Source organism: Rhodococcus sp. NPDC060086, from assembly GCF_042730275.1.
In the GTDB taxonomy this organism is placed as follows: domain Bacteria; phylum Actinomycetota; class Actinomycetes; order Mycobacteriales; family Mycobacteriaceae; genus Rhodococcus.
Genome location: NZ_JBHWWZ010000001.1, coordinates 305,373 through 322,601 on the forward strand (window position 1 = coordinate 305,373; position 17,229 = coordinate 322,601).

A 17,229-nucleotide genomic window follows, 5' to 3' on the forward strand; every position below is an offset into this window, starting at 1 on the left:
CGGTCTAGAATTTGCGGCTCAATGGGAAGGACCGGCCATGCGTGAGCCCGTGCAACTGGACGAGTTGGATTTCGCCCTCCTGGAGGCGCTGCACACCGATCCGAAGGTCGGTGCGCTCGAATTGTCCCGCCGGCTGACCGTCGCGCGCGCCACGGTCTCGGCTCGGCTCAAACGCCTCGAGGACACCGGTGTCATCGCAGGATACGAACCCCGGATCAACCTGGCTGCAGCAGGATTCGAGGTCCAGGCATTCGTGACGATGGAGATCGTCCAAGGCGCACTCGAAGCAGTGACCGAGGTGCTCGAAGCGATCCCTGGAGTGCTCGAAGCATTCGCCACGACCGGCGCCGGCGACATCCTGTGCCGGATCGGCGCCGACTCACATATCGGACTGCAGCAGACACTCATCGAATTGAACCGCTCGTCGATCGTTGCCCGGTCGACGAGCGTGATGGTGCTATCGGAGGTGGTGCATTACCGCGCAATGCCGCTGCTACGAACCCTCGAGCCCGAACGATCGGCGAAGGCACCCGCGTATCGCCGCTGACCCGATCACCCGGGCCGTACCCGCATAACTGGACGAATTGCACAGAAAATCGCCCTATCACTCAACCGAACCTCCGCACGCTGCGCAGTTGCCTGAACCGCAGTTGCGTGCGGATTGTTACTGCCGTCACAGTTCTTCCCCATGAAGAACCTACTGACGAAGTTCGAAGACAAAGCTCCCGAGATCGTCTTCGAGTGGCACGACACCGACACCACCGCCCGCGGCTGGGTCGTCATCAATTCGTTGCGCGGCGGAGCGGCCGGCGGCGGTACCCGTATGCGACGCGGACTCGACCGCCGCGAGGTCGAATCCCTCGCGAAGACCATGGAAATCAAGTTCACCGTGTCCGGGCCTGCTATCGGTGGCGCGAAGTCCGGCATCGACTTCGACCCCTCCGATCCACGCAAGGACGGCGTCCTCCGACGTTGGTTCGCCGCCGTCACACCTCTGCTGCGCGCCTACTACGGCACCGGCGGCGACCTCAATGTCGACGAAATGGCCGAGGTCGTTCCGATCACGGAAGCGAACGGCCTGTGGCATCCCCAAGAAGGCGTTGTCACAGGACATTTCGGCAACGACGAGCGCGAGCGCATCCAGCGCGTCGGCCAACTGCGACTCGGTGTCGCGAAGGTCGTCGAGGATTTGCGGTTCACTCCTGCCCTCGATGCGAAATACACTGTCGCCGACTTGGTCACCGGGTGGGGTGTCGCCGAATCGATGCGCCACCACCAAAGCCTCCATCCCGGCAATGATCTCGAGGGAAAGCGCGTCATCGTGCAGGGTTGGGGCAACGTCGGCGCCGCGGCCGCCTACTACCTCGCGCAGGCCGGCGCTCGAATCGTCGGCATCATCGACCGTGACGGCGGGATCATCGAGCCCGGCGGCCTGTCGTTCGACGAGATCCGCACACTGCTGCTCACCCGCAACGGCAACGCCCTGCGCAGCGACCGCATGCTTCCCTTCGCCGAGGTGAACGAGAATATCTGGGACCTCGGCGCCGAGATCTTCCTCCCTTGCGCTGCAAGCCGTCTCGTCACCCGCGAGCAGGTCGACCGGATGGTGAGCGCCGGACTCGAGGTGATCGCGAGCGGTGCCAACGTTCCGTTCGCCGACGACGAGATCTTCTACGGCCCCACCTACGAGCACGCCGACAAGTCCGTCGCCGTCATCCCCGATTTCATCGCCAACTGCGGTATGGCCCGCGCGTTCGCCCAACTCATGGAAGGCGAGGTGGAGGTGTCCGACGCGGCGATCTTCGGTGATGTCTCCAACACCATCGCGACCGCGCTGCGGCGCTGCCACGACCGCTCTCCCGAGCTCACCGGACTCGCCGCGACGGCCTTCGAAATCGCCCTCGACCAACTCGTACCCGCAGGGGAGCGCATCGATGACTGACACCCTCGTCGCCGCGCCTGCCACCACGGCCGAACCGGCGGGTCTGCATCGCGCGATGAAACCGCGCCAGCTCGTCATGATGAGTCTCGGCGGTGCGATCGGCGCAGGCCTGTTCGTCGGGTCGGGCGCGGGAATCGCGGTCGCGGGCCCCGCCATCCTGATCTCGTTCCTGGTCGCGGCGGTGCTCGTCGTGTTCATCATGCGGATGATGGGCGAAATGGCGGCGGCGAACCCGGCCAGCGGTGCGTTCTCCACCCACACCGAAGCGGCGCTGGGCCCGGTCGCCGGACGCACCATCGGCTGGCTCTATTGGATTCAGGTGATCATCGTGATTGCCGCCGAAGCGACCGGGGCCGCGGCGATCACCGCGGTAGCACTGCCGGGGGTCCCGCAGTGGGCGTCGGCGCTGTTCTACATGGTCGTGCTCACCGGCGTGAATCTCGTCGGCGTCAAACGCTTCGGCGAAGTCGAATTCTGGTTCGCGGCAATCAAGATCACCGCAATCGTCGCGTTCCTCGCGGTCGGTATCGCCATGATCGCAGGGTGGATGCCCACCTTCGACACCACCGGTTTCGCCAACCTCACAGCCCACGGCGGTTTCGCGCCGACCGGCATCGCGGGGATCGCCGCCGGTCTGCTGATCGTCGTCTTCGCATTCGGTGGCACAGAGATCATCGCGATCGCCGCCGCCGAAACCTCTGATCCGCGACGCAACGTCGGCCGCGCTGTGCGCACCCTGGTGTGGCGAATCCTCGTGTTCTACATCGGTTCCGTGCTGGTGATGGTGACGATCCTGCCGTGGACGTCGGACGATCTCGCGACCGGACCGTTTGTTGCGGTGCTGCAGGCCGGTGCTGTGCCGGGAGCCGCTGCGGTGATGACCGTGATCGTGGTAGTGGCCCTGCTGTCGTCGCTCAACGCGATGCTGTTCAGTGCATCACGGATGATCTTCTCACTCTCGCAACGGGGTTCGGCGCATCCAGCGTTCGGACGCACCTCCAAGAACGGGGTCCCGCGCAATGCGGTCCTCGCCTCGGTGGCGTTCGGATTCATCGCCGTCGGCCTGAACTACGCCTACCCCGACAAGGTGCTGCCGCTACTGCTCAATGCCGTCGGCTCCACCATTCTGGTGCTGTGGACGTTCGTCGCCGTGTCGCACATGGTGTTGCGTCGTCGAGCTCGGCGCGACGGCACCGAAGATACTCTGCCACTGAAGATGTGGGGCTTCCCGTACCTGTCGTATGCGACGCTCGGTCTGCTCGCCGGAATCGTGATACTCGCATTGTTCGACAGTGCCGCTCGCACTCAGCTGCTCGCGACCGGTGCACTCACCGCTGCGATCGCCGGGACGTGCACGGTCCTTCACCGTCGGAAGACCGAAGCGATGAGTCTCCGATAGCCGCCGGGTCTACCTCTCGAGACACTCGGGAGGTAGACCTACAACATCTTCGCCGCGTCGTGGCCCAACTCCACCGATCCCGACGACCCGGTCGCGCGCGCACTCGACACGCTCCCCGAATACGTCGCGTCGCGCACGCTCACCGGAACGTCCGATCGATCACTCGACCAGACCGAGCTTGTCGCCGAGATCAGGTATCCGCGTCGCCAAGGTGGTGTAGACGAGACGATCGTTGACTTTGTCGTAGTGGTGGGCGATCAGATTCCGCATCCGGCCGATCGCCGACCATTCGACATCGGGATGTGCCGCCTTGTACGCGTCCGGTAGCTTCTCGACGACGGTAGCCACCTGGATGAGAATATGCCGACCATTGTTTCGGAGGACTCTCCCGGGCGCACTGTCCTCGAGGTACGCATCCACGCCGAGGCCGACGGTATAGGCGGCATCGGCGGCGAAATCCGAGAGGTCTTCCAGCCGTCGACGTACTCGTGAGCCTCGCCCGGATACGGGTTCATTCACAGCGCAACCGATTCTGTTCGCGCGTTCTCCAGGACCTTTCCTGTGTCCCTGCCATCGACGATCTCCACGCGCACCGTCAGCAGATCTTCGAGGGCATCCTGAAGCGCCAGCAGGTCGATGATGTCGTGTCCATCAGTGAAGTTCACGATCAGGTCCAGATCGGACGTCGGTTCGTCTTCGCCGCGCGCCACCGATCCGAACACCTGCGGCTGGGGTAGATTCGCCCGCGCGAAGACCGCGATCACCTCGTCACGCCGCATCGCCAACGCTACTGACGGTCGCACGGCAAGCGCTTCGGTCAACGCGGTCCGCGCCGATTCGGACGGCTCGCGTCGTCCGCTTTCGATCGCTGCAATCAATGGCTGCTTCAGTCCGGAACGAGCCGCGAGATCGCGTTGAGAGAGACCGAGAATGCCCCTGCGGGCACGCACGAAGTCACCAAATGCACCAGTCACGAACGTCATGATAACAAAATCTGTTATCGGCGCGTCCGCAAGCCTGAGCGAACGGTACACCCGTCTCCTTCAACGTAGCGAGGGATACATTCGCTCGGATCGCCCTCCCCACTCTCGCCATCGGCCTGTTCACCATGGCTGTGCTGTCACATCACATCTCGGTCCGGACCGAACGGCTCAGCGATACGACGGGTAATCCGTCACCGCCTCGACACTCGCCATCGCCACAGCAAAAATGACGACGTACAGGATGACTAGCAGCACCGTGAAAACCGCGCAGATGATCAGCGAGATCTTCCCCAGCTTCTTCGCCTGGGCCGAGGCACGGTGGGAGCCTTCGTAGTCACCCATCATCCACAGCGGGAACACCTTGGACGAATTGTGGAACGCCGAGAATGCGAGCGGCCAGAAGAAGATGAGTGCCGCGACAGCCCAGCCCGTGTTCTGTGCGGGCAACGGCGGCCGTGAGTACTCGGGCGCCGCACCGGGCTGGAAACCGTGCTGCTGGAACTGCTGGGTCATTCTTCCTCCGTATGCGTGTCTGCGGAGGCAAGGTCGTGATCCCCCGTCACATGCTTAGATGCGCCGGAGACCTGTTTGGTTCCCTCGACCGGAAAATTGCTTGGGGTCGGACGCCGTCAGGATCCGGTAGCCGAGTTCGTGCAGGCGGCGGTGCTCCGGCCAGTGTTCGCGGGCCCATGCCGGGTCGCTGTGCGCGGCCGTGATGGCTGCGGCGGTGGAAGCGTGCAGGTCGAACTCGAGGTCGCGACGCAACTCGGACAGCTCTGCGCCATCTGTCTCGAAGGCGATCCGCGAGAGGGTGTCGCGGATCCGGCCGTCCGCGAACGTCAAGGTCCGGCGATGTGCGCGCGGCAGCACACACCACATGACGACCAATGCGACAGCCACACCGACGACCGTTTCGAAGAAGCGGTCCCGAGCAGCGGTCACCAGGTCTACCGGGGTTCCGAGCGACCCGAGGATCACCGCAAGTGGCGTGATGAACACCATCGCGAGTCCGTAGTTCCGCACCAGGAAGTTCTCGGTCCCGGCCATCGCCAACATCAGCACCACGACGAGCGCAGCACCGTTCAGATCGAAGAACGCCAGACCCGTCAGCAGTACGAGGCCGAGCACGGTGCCGGCGAACCTGTGGGCAGCCCGGTACATGCCGAGGATGCGGTCCGGCCCCTGGTGCAGGATCATCGCGGCCGTGATCACCGCCCAGTCCGGCCGACCGACTCCCAGCGCAACCGCGATCACCCCGGCCGTCGGGCAGGCGACGAGCAACCACACCACGATGGTCGTCGAACGGGCTCGCAGATGTGCCGCGCGAGCGAGTCGATAACGGATCGACGGCCGGCGCAACGGGATCTGCGGTCCGAGGTCGTCTGCCGGGTTGGCTTCGACCTCACGGTCACTGTGCAGAAGCGCGGCGCAGCGCAGGTGAGCGTCATACAGCGTCTGCGCCAGCACATGACCCGAGCCTGCGAGACCCGCATCGTGCAGGCATTGCCACGCAGCATGCAGCTCGTGGACCGCGGCGCGGCGACACGTCGGCGAATTCTCCGCGAGCACCGCGTCGACGGCGGCGACCGCGGCACCGACCATCATGTGCTCCGGAGTGCGAGGCCGGACCACCACACCGGACATCGCGATCACGAGCGCCGTGCCCGCACCGACCGCCGTCCACCCCACGATCGACGCAACAGAGACTCCTGCCGAGGGCAGAGCAGACGCGATCTCCAAGGCGAACAAGAGCAGGAACGCTCCGGGTGCGCCGAGCCGCAACGCATCGACGACGAACGCGCACGCCGCCACGACAAGTGTCATGGCCAGCACCACCGCCATCGACCACCACGCGGAACCACCCGCGATCACGACGTGGTGGACCTCCGAGCCGACGGCTGCGCCGATACCCACCAAAGCAACGATCACTGCTCCGATGATCGCGACGATCCGCCAACGCACCCGGTACGGTCTGCCTTCGCCGTAGACGACGGCGAACGCTCCGAGGGTCGCGACCGCGGCGACCGAACCGAACCCCGCCGCCATACCGACGAGCCCGGGCAACGCGACCGCCAGCGCGGCGCGTGCAGCACCCGGCCATCGGCGTCCGCGGGGAGGCACGGCCAGCATGGCCGACAACGGCGAGGCAGGAGTGGGAAGGGGCAGGTCGGTGCCCGTCATCTGCTGCTCTTCCGTTGTCTTCGACACAACCGTCCAGCCTAGGAAAGGATCGGATCGATCCCCGAATCCTCGAGGGGCGGTGAGTCACAATTCACGCCGAACACCGTCGTCGAGCGGTTCTCTGCTTGCGCTCGGGTGCGCGCACCACCGCACGATCCCGATAACTTAGGCTCACCTACATGTCGAAAATTTTGTCACGCATCGGCGTCGCGGCTCTCGCGACCGTATTCCTTGCCGCCTGCGGCACGTCGAACACGCCGAGCCCAGGGGCAGGCAACGCCGATGTCGCGACAGGTGGGGCGCAGTTCAGCACCGCCGACAGCGAAACTGCCAAGCTCGGCAGCGACGCCGAACCCGGCGTGTTCCCCCGCACCGTCACCCACGCCCTCGGCGACACGGTCATCGAAAGCAAGCCCGAGCGCGTGGTCGTGCTCGACAGCGGCGAACTCGACGACGTGCTGTCGCTCGGTATCACCCCCGTCGGACTGGCCAACCCGGAAAGTGCTTCAGGGCAGCCGTCCTATCTCGCCGACGACCTCGACGGCGTGACCACCGTCGGAACGATCAACAACCTCAATCTCGAAGCGATCAGTGCGCTCCAGCCCGACCTGATCATCGGCAGCAAACTCCGTGCCGACATGCTGTACCCACAGCTCTCGGAGATCGCGCCGACGGTGTTCAGCATCCGCCCCGGTTTCCCCTGGAAGGAGAACTTCCTCCTCGTTGCGGACGCACTGGGTGACGAGAACAAGGCGGTGGAGGTCCTCAACAACTACCAGACGCGCGCCGACGAGGTACGCGAGTCGATCGACGGAGATCCCACGATCTCGCTCGTCCGGTTCATGTCGGGCAAGCTCCGCCTGTACGGCAATCTGTCGTTCATCGGCGTGATCCTGCAGGATGTCGGACTCCCCCGCCCCGAGATCCAGGACATCGACGAGCTGGCCGTCGAGGTCAGCCCCGAAACGATCACGGAAGCAGCGGGAGACCAGATCTTCTACACCAGCTACGGCCGCCCCGAAGACACCGGCGAAGCAGCAGTCGTCTCGGGACCGCTGTGGAACCAGATCGAGGCTGTCCAGGAGGGTCGAGTGGAACGCGTCAGCGACGAAACGTGGTTCCTCGGCCTCGGCCCGACCGGCGCGATGCTCGTGCTCGACGATCTTCAGGACATGCTCGGCTCCTGACGTCTCCGCGAACCTCACGCTTCCCCCGCCCCGCGAAACACTTCTATCGTGGCCACCATGCCCACGAACACAGTTCCTGACTTCACGCTCAACAACGGCATCACCATGCCCGCACTCGGCTTCGGCGTCTTCCAGACACCGCCGGACGAGACCGTCGCAGCAGTCGAAACTGCACTTCGGACCGGCTACCGGCACATCGACACTGCGGCCGCCTACGGCAATGAACGGGAAGTCGGCGAAGCCATCCGCCGATCCGGCCTCGACCGCACCGACATCTTCATCGAAACCAAAGTCTGGATCAGCGACTACGGCTACGACGCCACCCTGCACGCCTTCGACAAGGCCGCCGGCAAACTCGGCGTCGATCAACTCGACCTGCTGATCCTTCACCAGGCACTCCCCTGGCGGTTCGACCTGACACGCGAGGCCTACCGAGCCCTCGAGACGTTGCTCGCCGACGGCAAGGTCCGCGCAATCGGCGTCAGCAACTTCATGACCGAGCACCTCGACCAACTACTCGAAACCGCCACCGTGACACCGGCAGTCAACCAGATCGAGGTACACCCGTACTTCCGGCAGCCCACCGTGCTCGCCGCGGACAGGGCACACGGAATCCTCACTCAGGCCTGGTCGCCGATCGGTGGCATCACCTTCTACCGCGACGGCAAGAACAGCAGCACCCTCGACGACCCGACCATCCGCGCGATCGGCGACGCACACAACAAGACCGCCGCCCAGGTAATGCTGCGCTGGCACCTGCAGCAGGGCCGGTCCGCGATCCCCAAGTCGGTCACCCCGAGCCGCATCGCCGAGAACTTCGCTGTCACCGATTTCGAGCTCACCGACGCCGAACTGGCCTCGATCGACGCTCTCGATACCGGAGTGCGCGGCGGCCCCGAACCCGAGGCGATCACCCTCGAAACCTTCGGCAGAGCAATCCCCGAAGCCTGACCGGCGAGTGGCGGTTCACGCCGCCATGGTGGGTGCGATCGCCTCCATCTGCTCGAGCACCAGTTTGATCGCTCCGGTCTGCCGGTCCGGCGGGTACTTGTAGCGGGTCAGCAAGCGCTTCACCTGCGACCGCAATTTGGCCTTGACGTCCTCGCGCACCTTCCAGTCCGTCTTGATGTCGCGCCGCATGACTCCGACGAGTTCGCGGGCGATCTGCGCGAGAACGTCCTCTCCCATCCCATCCAACGCCGACTCGTTCTGGGACACTGCGTCGTAGAACGACAACTCGTGATCGCCGAGAGGTGGGTCGAATCGCTGCCCGCGCTGCGCTTCGGCCTGAACCTCTTTCGCGACCTCGACGAGTGCCGCGATCACCTCGGCCGACGTCAGTTGGCTGTTGGTGTACTTGATCATCAGTTCCTGCAGCTTCTGCGAAAACGCTCGCTGCCGCACCAGGTTGTGCCGCGACACCTTGCGGGATTCCTCCGACACCAGCTTGCGCAGTGCTTCGATCGCCAGGGCCGGGTTCTTCGCCTGCAGAGTGCGTTCGAGGAAGTCCGCGTTGAGGTCTGCGAGAGACGGCTTGGGCATCCCGGCTGCGTCGTAGATGTCCAGCACCTCACCGGATTCCACGGATGCAGCCATCAGCGCACGCAGAGCCCGCTTGACGTCCTCGGGCACCGCGACACCGTTCGCCTGCCGCTCGGCAGCATCGTATTTCGCCACGTACACCCGCACTTCTTCGAAGAAGCGCGCGTCGCGAGCGAGTGGCTGCACCTCCTCGTGGGTACTGCAGATCGCCCACACCCGCGACAACTGCGACGCGTGCTCCCGGAAACGGGCCGAGAGGCTCTTCTCGCCCTCGGCCACCTTGTTCTGCGGGTTCTGCTTGTCTCGCACGAAGTTGACGGTCGCGAGAACCGCGTCGAGCCATGCCCGCGGTCCGGGGGCGTTTCGGTGCGCTCGCCAATCGAATCCGTGCAACATGTTGTCGAGGATCGTCATGCAGTTCTTCACTGCGTCGACCGCCTCTTCGACAGGTCGGCCGAGCGGCTTGGTCGTGCGGTCGGAGGCCGTGTACTCGGCCAGTGCGTCCGCCAGGTTGTCCGCGACAGGTGCGTACGCAACCAGCAAGCCGTCCTGCTTGCCACGGAAAGTGCGATTCACACGAGCAAGGGTCTGCATCAACAGCGCGCCCTTGAGCGGCCGGTCGAGATACAGCGTGTGCAGCGGTGGAGCGTCGAATCCGGTGAGCATCATGTCTTTGACGATGACGAGTTCGAGTTCGTCGTCGATGTCTTTGAGACGCTTCTTGATTGCCGCGTTCTCGGAATCGCGACGCACGTGGTCGCTGATGGGTGGCTTGTCGGTCGCGTCACCGGAGTACACGACCTTGATGCGACCGGCGGAGAGTTCGTCGGAGTGCCAGTCGGGCCGGAGCCCCACGATCTCCTTGTAGAGGTTGGCGCAGATCTCACGGGTCGCACCGACGATCATCGCCTTACCTGGGGCTGTCGGATTCTCTTCCGAGCCCACGAACTTCGCCATCTGCGAGCGACGACGCTCCCAATGCGCGACGAGGTCTTCCGCAAGCATCTGGAGTCGAGCCGGCGTGCCGTAGACGGCGTTGATGACGGCGACGGACTTCTCGATGCGTGATCGCTCGGTGTCGTCGAGGCCCGCAGTGAGCTCGTCGGCCGACGCGTCGATCTGCTCCTCGGTGATCTCGCCTGCGAACGACACCTTCACGAGTCGGCTCTCGAAATGCACTGGGACGGTTGCGCCGTCGTCGACCGCGCGGGTGAGGTCGTAGACGTCGATGTAGTCGCCGAATACTGCACGAGTATTGCGGTCCTCGAAGGAGATCGGCGTTCCGGTGAACGCAATGAGGGTTGCGTTCGGGAGTGCATCGCGCAGGTGCCGCGCGTATCCGTCGAGGTCGTCGTAGTGACTGCGGTGAGCTTCGTCCACGACCACGATGATGTTGCGGCGGTCGGACAGTTCGGGGTGACTGAGCCCGGCCTCGCGTTCCTCCCTGCTCTTCCCGAACTTCTGCAGGGTCGTGAAGTAGATGCCGCCGGTGGTGCGGCCGGAGAGTTCCTGGCGCAGCTCTTCGCGTCGGCGAATCTGTTTGGGCTGTTCGGGAAGCAGCTGCGACCGGGCGAAGGTTTCGTAGAGCTGGCCGTCGAGCTCGTTGCGATCGGTGATCACCACGATCGTCGGGTTGGCGAGCTTCGGATGACGGATCACCTGATTGGCGTAGAGCTCCATCTCCATGGACTTTCCGGAGCCCTGGGTGTGCCAGACGACGCCGGCCTTACCGCCGGAACCGACGGCGACCACAGTGGAACCTACAGCCTTGGCTACGGCGAAATATTGGTGCGGCTTGGCAATTCGCTTGAGTAGACCGTTCTCGCTTTCGTCGAATGCGGTGTAGTTGCGGAGGAGCTGGAGAAACCGTTCCTGATTGAAGATTCCGAACAGCGCGGTGTCGAGCGGATGATGATTGCCGCTGGGTTCGACGGGAGCACCGTCGTCGTCGACGTTCCACGGGGAGAAGTGCTCGAAAGGAGTGAACGGAGTGCCGTACGACGCGGTGATCCCATCGGAGACAAGAGCCATCACCGCGTAGCGGAAGGCAAGCGGGAATTCACGCAGGTAAGTCTGCAGCTGAGCGTGGGCGTCAGGGAGGCTGGCGCACTCGCTGCCCGCATTCTTCAGTTCGACGACGGCGATCGGCATACCGTTCAGGTACAGCACGAGATCGAAGCGGCGCTCGTAGTCACTGCGGATCACGGTGACCTGGCTGGCGACGAACCAGTCGTTGTCGTCGGGATCGATGGACACCAGCCGGATTGTCGGTGTGACCTCCACTCCGGTGTCGTCGGTGTAGGAGATCTTGCGCAGACCCTCGGTGAGATATTCGTGGATGGTCCGGTTCTCCGCGATCGCGTCGGTCGAGCCGGCCGTCGCCACGAGCGCAACGGCGTCGTCGACGGCGCTGGAGGGCACGTTCGGGTTCAGTCCGACGATGGCGGCGCGCAAACGCGAGGGTACGAGGAGATCGTCCCATGAGGTGCGCTCGCCCGAGCCTGGAGCGATATCGGCGCCGGGAATGTATCGCCACCCGAGCTCGCCCAATGTCTCGAGTGCCATCTGTTCCCACACCGATTCGTTGAAGCGCCCGGGGAAGTCCAAAACGTCTGCCATGCACACAATTTAGAAGCTTCTTCGAGAAGGAGCGACAGCAGCATCCGATAATGGGGGTTATCAGGCCGAGAATGGATCACGGCTCCTGTCGGAACGCACGATTCAGGTGTTCCGATTACTTGATCAGGAGATCGCCGTGACCATTCAGTTCGCTCCTGCGACCACCGTTCCCGACTATTACGCCGATGACCGTCGCACCGCAGGCGACGGCGCCGGCAGCCGCTTCTGGCCGGGTTTCTCGGTGGGCGTGTGTGCCGCAACGATGGTCGGGGCACTCATCGCTACGGGCTTCGTCGTGGCAGATCGAACCCCGCTGTTCGCGATCAGCGGCACCGTCACCCTCATCGACGGCGCCGCTTCCAGCAGCACGTCAGGATTCGAGTGCGAAGGCGCCCGCGGCTACGACGATATCTCTCCTACCGCCGCGGTCCGGGTGTCCGACGCCGCCGGAGCCCTGCTCGCGACGGGTTCGCTCACACACAGCGTGAGCGAAGGAAACTTCTGCACCTTCTTCTTCACCGTCCCCGAGGTGCCGCGCGGCGCGGCGTCCTACGACGTGGAGATCTCCCATCGCGGGTCCGTCTCCTACAACGAGACCGAAGCCGATTCGGGTGTGCATCTCACTCTCGGCAACTGATCCATCAACCTTCTCGAGAAACGAGGCCTGTCATGACCATGCCCAACCAGCCCGATCCGCGTATCCAGCAGCCGAACCCTCAGCATCCGACGCAGCCGGCAGGGTGGCAGCAGTCCGGAGGGTTCGCACCGAACCTGCAGCCCGCGCCGCAGGAACCGAAGAAGCGCAAGAAGTGGCCGTGGATCGTCGGCGCTGTCGTCGCGCTGTTCGTCGTCGTGTCCGTGTCGGGCACCGACGAGGAACCGGCAGGCGGTTCCGACCCGGGCGTCGCGGCACCTGCGGCCGACGCCCCCGCCGCACAGGCACCTGAAGCGGAAGCCCCCGAACCCGAAGAAACGACCGCATCGATGAACATGCCCGTGCGCGACGGCAAGTTCGAGTTCGTCGTCACCGGCGTCCAGACCGGAGTCACCACCCTGGGCGACAACCCGTTCCTGGCCAAAGACGCCCAGGGGCAGTTCGTGATCGTCACGATGACAGTCAGCAACATCTCCGACGCGCCGAAGGGACTGAGCCCCAGCGACCAGAAGCTGATCGACGAGCAGGGACGCACTTTCGGCCCCGATTCCTCGGCGGCGCTGAACCTGGATTCGGACGTGCCGATCTGGGATGAGATCAACCCGGGCAACACCGTCACGATGCCCGTCGTATTCGACATGCCCGCGGACGCCGTCCCCACCGCGATCGAACTGCACGACTCCATGTTCTCCGGCGGAGTCACCGTCTCACTGCAGTAGTTCCCCCTCTCCCTGCCGGTGCGCTCGACGAGGGGTCGGGCGCACCGGTGCTCCCTCTGCCTTTCCTGGAAGGACTCTTTCGATGTCTCCCGACAATTCCCCGGCACCCGCCGGCTGGTACCCGAATCCCGACGGCGGACAGCGCTACTGGGACGGAGCCGCATGGCTCGACCTGCCCGACCCTGAGGCCGGTGGCGCTCCCGAGAAGAAGATCCGCAAGAAGCCGATCTTGGTCACGCTGGTCATCATCCTCCTCATCATCGTGGGCGGCACCGTGTCGTGGAAGCTCAACCACGACGCTCAGGTCGCCGCACAGGTGGCCGCTGCGGAGGAGGCCGCGAACCAGGAGGCCGAGCGTGTCGCGGCAGAGAAAGCCGCTCAGGAGAGCCGGGACGAGACGGAGCGCGCATCACGGCAGTTCAGTGTGTCGGGCATCGAATCGAGCATCGAGGAGATGGCGAACGAACACGTCGCAGAAGGAATGCTCGACGGCCCGGTGCTGTCGGTGACGTGTTCACCGGTCAATGGCGGATCGACCGACAACCTGAGTGAAACCACCACCGTATTCGAGTGTTTCGTGGCGAACGAGGATGTCGGCGGCGGACGGATGCGCGGCTACACCTACCACGCAACGATGAACTGGTCCACCGGCAAATACACGTACGGGTACGGGTCGTCGTAGTGTGCTCCGAAGATCGTCAGCCGGCCTGCAGCACCTCCACCACACGCCGGGCCATGTGCCGCATCCCGGCCTCGGTGGGGTGCAAGGGCCTTGCCAGCGACAGCGGGTACCGCCCCTCGAAGAAACTGTTGCCGGGTAAGGCGCATGCGTCGTGGCCGCCTGCCCCGACTGTGACGTCGACGAATTGGGCTCCGGCGCTGGCAGCTGAGCCTGCCAGTACACGATTCATCCTTGTGAAGAACCCGTTGACGAAGGCTGCGTCGGCGTCGCTGGTGGGGATGTTGGGCCAGCATCCGCGGGTGCCGAAGATGCCGCCGTGGCCGACGAGAAGAACTCGCGCGTTCGGTGCCCGCTGGCCGATGACTCCGAGCGTTGCGGTCACTTTCGGACCGAGTGCACCGAGCGCAGTATCCATTCGCGACGCCACCGCCGGATCGCTCCGGCAGTGCGCATCGACAAGCGGTGCGCCGGTGTAACACGCGGAAATCAATTGGGGCCAGGCGATGTCATTGCCACCGACGCTGACTGTGACGAGTGTGGTGCCGGGTCCGAGCGCGTCGAGCTGAGGCGGCACCGGCCCTGTCGACGTCTGTTGCGGAACAGAGGTGATGTGCTCGGTGCGTGCTCCGGTGCACGAAACGTTCGTGAACGATTCCGGGTGCAGTATCTGCGCCACCACACCCGGGTATCCCAGGTTCGATCGCGCACACCCATCGAGCCACGCAGCGGCGTCGAGATGCGGTCCGGCCGCCCGTGAGTCGCCGAGGGCAACGTAGCGGACGTGTGTGTCCGCAGAGCCCAACGCTGGACTCGACAACACCGCGATCGCAGCAACGATTGTCGCCACGACCAACGCGCGCACCGCGGGGATCGGGTTTCGTCCTCCGGCTGCTTCAGATACATCAACGCTCACGAAATTGCATTATCCGGTAAGGACGCGGTTGCGGCAGGGTAAACGAGATCGGCCGCCCTCACGCTCGTTACGAATCGAACCACCGAGTCAGCAACCATTGGGCTCCCCTTCCTTGACGACCGAGAGAACGGCGTCGCCCTCACCGAACAGTGCACCGGCCGGCGGCGCCTGGTCGACGACGATCCAGTTGCGGTCCCGCACCTGCGGGCGTCCTTCGCCGGTGGCATCGATGCTCCGCGAATAGAACACGCCGGCAGCTTGAATCGTGTCCTGTGCCGCTTGGAGGTCCATGCACACCACGGCGGGCATGACCGCTGTCGATGCAGCGACCGTCGTCACTGCTGCGGCGGCGACCGTGGTCGTCGGCGCTACGGTGCGCGCCGTGGTCGCCGCCTCCGTTGATATCGGGGCTACCGACGTCGCTGGTGCGGCGGCACGAGAGGAAGACTGCGGCGTCGTGACCGCACCGTCCTCGGATGGCGCATCGAGCCCGTCGGAGATGTCACTGATGATCCCGATGAGTACGAAGAAGGCTGCAACAACCGCGGCGATCACGACACCGCGGCGCACCTTCGACGGCGGCGGCGGTGGAGGTGGAGGCGCGAACGCTGCGGGATGTCCCGCCAAGAACGCGCGGTGCCCTGCCTCCGCTCGGGCAGCGAGCGAGTCGCGCTCGGCTTTGGCTCTGGCGCGATGTTCCCGTATCAGTTTGCCGATGGCGAGGTAGACGAGACCGACCGTGAACATCCACTGGACAAGAGCTGGGACGACGTTGCCGTTGATCAGTTCCACGATCGCCAGCCACAGCGTGATGCCCGCGAACATCCCCGCGAGAACCCTCAGATAGGGCTTCAAGTGTGCTCCTCCGACTACCCGGCGACACGCACATGGTCGGCGTGACCTCGCAGATGAAATCGGGCCCGGTGACCACACCGTTACCGACTGCCCCGTCACATCTACCCGGCGACCATCTGCCGCACCGCCGCCGCGATCACCGTCGCGGTCTCCCCCGCTGCGGATTCGGGCAGGCACGCATAGCCGCACACCAGCCCACGTGGCCCTTGATCACCTGCGAGTTGCGTCGACACCGGGGTCGTACGGACCCCGAGTTGTTCGGCCGCTGCTGCGACCGCGGCATCGTCGAGGCCATCGGGCAGGCTCAACACGACGTGCAGTCCTGCATCGATGCCCGCCACGTGCACCCCGTCCAGGTCGTCGGTCTTTCGTCGTAGTGCGTCGACGAACGCAGCGCGGCGCGCCCGGTAGGTGCGCGCCGTCCGCGCGAGATGCCGGGTCAGGGAGCCGTCGTCGATGAAGGCGGAGAGGGCGAGTGCCGACACCGCGTTCGCGCCCTCGCCGCACACAGTAACCGCCTCGGCAATGCTGGCGCGCAACGGGTCCGGCGGGATCAGCCACGCAAGACGCAGCGCCGGCGACAAGATCTTCGACGCGGTTCCGAGGTAGGCGACACAGTCGCGACCGCCGTCGACGCTGCGCAGAGCCGGGAGCGCCGACACGTCGTACCGGAACTCGCCGTCGTAGTCGTCCTCGATCACCAGCATTCCCGCAGCGCTCGCCCGCTCCACCAGCTCGGCGCGACGCGCGACAGGCATACGCGATCCCAGCGGATACTGGTGTGCGGGTGTGCAATAGACGGCGGCATCGGTGTCGGCGAGGAGATGTGGAGGCAATCCGTCACCATCGACGGGAACCGGTCGGATACGAGCCCCCTCGGTGACCAGCGCGCGGCGCGCGCGATGGTATCCGGGATCCTCGAAGGCAACATCACGTCCGTCGAGCTCTGCGGCCACCGCGAGGACACGCGTGGCTGCGGCAACCCCCGGAAGAATCACGAGATCGTCCGGGATCAGCGCGATTCCGCGGTTTCTGCGCAAGTGGGCGGCGAGAGAACGCCGAAGCTCGGGGTGGTCCAGTGGGTCGACGCTCCCGGCGGTCGGCGTTGTATTCGCAGCTCGGCGCCAGGCCCGCCGCCATGGAGCTTCGGCGATGAGTGCGGTGTCGGGGAGTCCTGGACGAAGATCGACGACTGCCGGGGCATATCTGGTGTGGGGTCGCGGCGTTGGTGCCGCAGCAGGAGCGACGGGATGAGGTCGCGCGTGCGCGCGCGCAGCGGTGTCGGCCCCTGCGGCGATGCGGGTAGCGGACCCGGCCACGGCAACGACGAAGCCCGAGGCCGCGAGCTCGTCGTATGCCTCGACAACTCCGCCGCGCGCCACTCCCAGCTCGGCGGCGAGCACCCTCGATGACGGGAGGGCGTCACCGATCCGCAGGTGACCGAGCCTTATCTGCTCGACGATCGCTTCCGCAATGCGGTGTCGCAGCGGAGCCTTCCCGTCGGGCACGACCAACGGCAGGTGGACGGGAGGAGATACGCGTGGCACGCCTG

The 17,229-nt window shown here is 65.0% G+C and carries 17 protein-coding genes; 9 read left to right on the forward strand and 8 right to left on the reverse strand.

What is annotated here, in order from left to right:
* Window positions 1-37 precede the first annotated feature (37 nt).
* The 3 genes from ACFWB0_RS01490 to ACFWB0_RS01500 all read left to right on the forward strand — a co-directional run bounded on the left by ACFWB0_RS01490 (window position 38) and on the right by ACFWB0_RS01500 (window position 3,341).
* Window positions 38-547, forward strand: a complete 510-nt coding sequence (locus tag ACFWB0_RS01490; RefSeq protein WP_378488624.1) for an Lrp/AsnC family transcriptional regulator — start codon at window positions 38-40, stop codon at window positions 545-547.
* Window positions 548-688: 141 nt separating this feature from the next.
* Complete coding sequence (locus ACFWB0_RS01495; RefSeq protein ID WP_378488625.1) at window positions 689-1,942, forward strand: Glu/Leu/Phe/Val dehydrogenase dimerization domain-containing protein; 1,254 nt, start codon at window positions 689-691, stop codon at window positions 1,940-1,942.
* A complete protein-coding gene (locus ACFWB0_RS01500; RefSeq protein ID WP_378488626.1) occupies window positions 1,935-3,341 on the forward strand; it encodes an amino acid permease in 1,407 nt (468 codons plus the stop codon). The genes ACFWB0_RS01495 and ACFWB0_RS01500 overlap by 8 nt, the downstream gene beginning before the upstream one ends.
* 159 nt (window positions 3,342-3,500) lie before the next feature.
* Here the strand turns inward: ACFWB0_RS01500 and ACFWB0_RS01505 are convergent, their stop codons facing one another.
* Window positions 3,501-3,689: a DUF86 domain-containing protein gene (locus ACFWB0_RS01505; RefSeq protein WP_378488627.1), complete on the reverse strand. Its 189-nt coding sequence runs from the start codon at window positions 3,687-3,689 to the stop codon at window positions 3,501-3,503.
* Window positions 3,690-3,701: 12 nt separating this feature from the next.
* On the opposite strand from ACFWB0_RS01505, the gene ACFWB0_RS01510 reads away from it, so the two are divergent.
* Entirely contained in the window at window positions 3,702-3,833 is a 132-nt protein-coding gene (locus ACFWB0_RS01510; RefSeq protein WP_378488628.1) for a hypothetical protein, read from the forward strand.
* A 23-nt stretch (window positions 3,834-3,856) separates the two neighbouring features.
* On the opposite strand, the gene ACFWB0_RS01515 is transcribed toward ACFWB0_RS01510, so the two are convergent.
* The 3 genes from ACFWB0_RS01515 to ACFWB0_RS01525 all read right to left on the reverse strand — a co-directional run bounded on the left by ACFWB0_RS01515 (window position 3,857) and on the right by ACFWB0_RS01525 (window position 6,454).
* A complete protein-coding gene (locus ACFWB0_RS01515; protein WP_378488629.1) occupies window positions 3,857-4,375 on the reverse strand; it encodes a helix-turn-helix domain-containing protein in 519 nt (172 codons plus the stop codon).
* A 117-nt stretch (window positions 4,376-4,492) separates the two neighbouring features.
* A complete protein-coding gene (locus ACFWB0_RS01520) occupies window positions 4,493-4,837 on the reverse strand; it encodes a CD225/dispanin family protein (protein WP_378488630.1) in 345 nt (114 codons plus the stop codon).
* Between the two features lie 54 nt (window positions 4,838-4,891).
* A complete protein-coding gene (locus tag ACFWB0_RS01525; protein WP_378488696.1) occupies window positions 4,892-6,454 on the reverse strand; it encodes an FUSC family protein in 1,563 nt (520 codons plus the stop codon).
* Window positions 6,455-6,684: 230 nt separating this feature from the next.
* Here ACFWB0_RS01525 and ACFWB0_RS01530 point away from each other — a divergent pair, with 230 nt between their 5' ends.
* Entirely contained in the window at window positions 6,685-7,692 is a 1,008-nt protein-coding gene (locus ACFWB0_RS01530) for an ABC transporter substrate-binding protein (protein ID WP_378488631.1), read from the forward strand.
* A gap of 57 nt (window positions 7,693-7,749) precedes the next feature.
* Window positions 7,750-8,643 carry an aldo/keto reductase gene (locus ACFWB0_RS01535; RefSeq protein WP_378488632.1) on the forward strand — a complete coding sequence of 298 codons (894 nt, stop codon included), beginning with the start codon at window positions 7,750-7,752 and terminating at the stop codon, window positions 8,641-8,643.
* Between the two features lie 15 nt (window positions 8,644-8,658).
* Here ACFWB0_RS01535 and ACFWB0_RS01540 read toward each other — a convergent pair whose 3' ends face one another.
* Window positions 8,659-11,853, reverse strand: a complete 3,195-nt coding sequence (locus ACFWB0_RS01540; RefSeq protein WP_378488633.1) for a type I restriction endonuclease subunit R — start codon at window positions 11,851-11,853, stop codon at window positions 8,659-8,661.
* Window positions 11,854-11,989: 136 nt separating this feature from the next.
* On the opposite strand from ACFWB0_RS01540, the gene ACFWB0_RS01545 reads away from it, so the two are divergent.
* The 3 genes from ACFWB0_RS01545 (at window position 11,990) to ACFWB0_RS01555 (ending at window position 13,909) form a co-directional block, all read left to right on the forward strand.
* The gene (locus ACFWB0_RS01545; RefSeq protein WP_378488634.1) at window positions 11,990-12,490 is read left to right on the forward strand and encodes a hypothetical protein; all 501 of its coding nucleotides are present in this window, start codon (window positions 11,990-11,992) and stop codon (window positions 12,488-12,490) included.
* A 32-nt stretch (window positions 12,491-12,522) separates the two neighbouring features.
* The gene (locus tag ACFWB0_RS01550) at window positions 12,523-13,227 is read left to right on the forward strand and encodes a DUF4352 domain-containing protein (protein ID WP_378488635.1); all 705 of its coding nucleotides are present in this window, start codon (window positions 12,523-12,525) and stop codon (window positions 13,225-13,227) included.
* An 82-nt stretch (window positions 13,228-13,309) separates the two neighbouring features.
* Entirely contained in the window at window positions 13,310-13,909 is a 600-nt protein-coding gene (locus tag ACFWB0_RS01555; RefSeq protein WP_378488636.1) for a DUF2510 domain-containing protein, read from the forward strand.
* 16 nt (window positions 13,910-13,925) lie between these two features.
* Here the strand turns inward: ACFWB0_RS01555 and ACFWB0_RS01560 are convergent, their stop codons facing one another.
* From ACFWB0_RS01560 to ACFWB0_RS01570, 3 genes are all read right to left on the reverse strand, one after another.
* Entirely contained in the window at window positions 13,926-14,771 is an 846-nt protein-coding gene (locus ACFWB0_RS01560; protein WP_378488697.1) for an SGNH/GDSL hydrolase family protein, read from the reverse strand.
* A gap of 138 nt (window positions 14,772-14,909) precedes the next feature.
* On the reverse strand, window positions 14,910-15,677 hold the full coding sequence (locus ACFWB0_RS01565; RefSeq protein WP_378488637.1) for a hypothetical protein: 768 nt from the start codon (window positions 15,675-15,677) through the stop codon (window positions 14,910-14,912).
* A 101-nt stretch (window positions 15,678-15,778) separates the two neighbouring features.
* The gene (locus tag ACFWB0_RS01570) at window positions 15,779-17,224 is read right to left on the reverse strand and encodes a PLP-dependent aminotransferase family protein (RefSeq protein ID WP_378488638.1); all 1,446 of its coding nucleotides are present in this window, start codon (window positions 17,222-17,224) and stop codon (window positions 15,779-15,781) included.
* Window positions 17,225-17,229: the final 5 nt, after the last annotated feature.

Bases quoted from the DNA above. Each gene is read 5' to 3' on its own strand.
- ACFWB0_RS01555 (WP_378488636.1), top strand. From the start codon at position 13,310: ATGTCTCCCGACAATTCCCCGGCACCCGCCGGCTGGTACCCGAATCCC.
- ACFWB0_RS01525 (WP_378488696.1), bottom strand. From the start codon at position 6,454: ATGCTGGCCGTGCCTCCCCGCGGACGCCGATGGCCGGGTGCTGCACGC.
- ACFWB0_RS01530 (WP_378488631.1), top strand. From the start codon at position 6,685: ATGTCGAAAATTTTGTCACGCATCGGCGTCGCGGCTCTCGCGACCGTA.
- ACFWB0_RS01500 (WP_378488626.1), top strand. From the start codon at position 1,935: ATGACTGACACCCTCGTCGCCGCGCCTGCCACCACGGCCGAACCGGCG.
- ACFWB0_RS01550 (WP_378488635.1), top strand. From the start codon at position 12,523: ATGACCATGCCCAACCAGCCCGATCCGCGTATCCAGCAGCCGAACCCT.
- ACFWB0_RS01510 (WP_378488628.1), top strand. From the start codon at position 3,702: ATGCCGACCATTGTTTCGGAGGACTCTCCCGGGCGCACTGTCCTCGAG.
- ACFWB0_RS01540 (WP_378488633.1), bottom strand. From the start codon at position 11,853: ATGGCAGACGTTTTGGACTTCCCCGGGCGCTTCAACGAATCGGTGTGG.
- ACFWB0_RS01535 (WP_378488632.1), top strand. From the start codon at position 7,750: ATGCCCACGAACACAGTTCCTGACTTCACGCTCAACAACGGCATCACC.
- ACFWB0_RS01520 (WP_378488630.1), bottom strand. From the start codon at position 4,837: ATGACCCAGCAGTTCCAGCAGCACGGTTTCCAGCCCGGTGCGGCGCCC.
- ACFWB0_RS01490 (WP_378488624.1), top strand. From the start codon at position 38: ATGCGTGAGCCCGTGCAACTGGACGAGTTGGATTTCGCCCTCCTGGAG.
- ACFWB0_RS01495 (WP_378488625.1), top strand. From the start codon at position 689: ATGAAGAACCTACTGACGAAGTTCGAAGACAAAGCTCCCGAGATCGTC.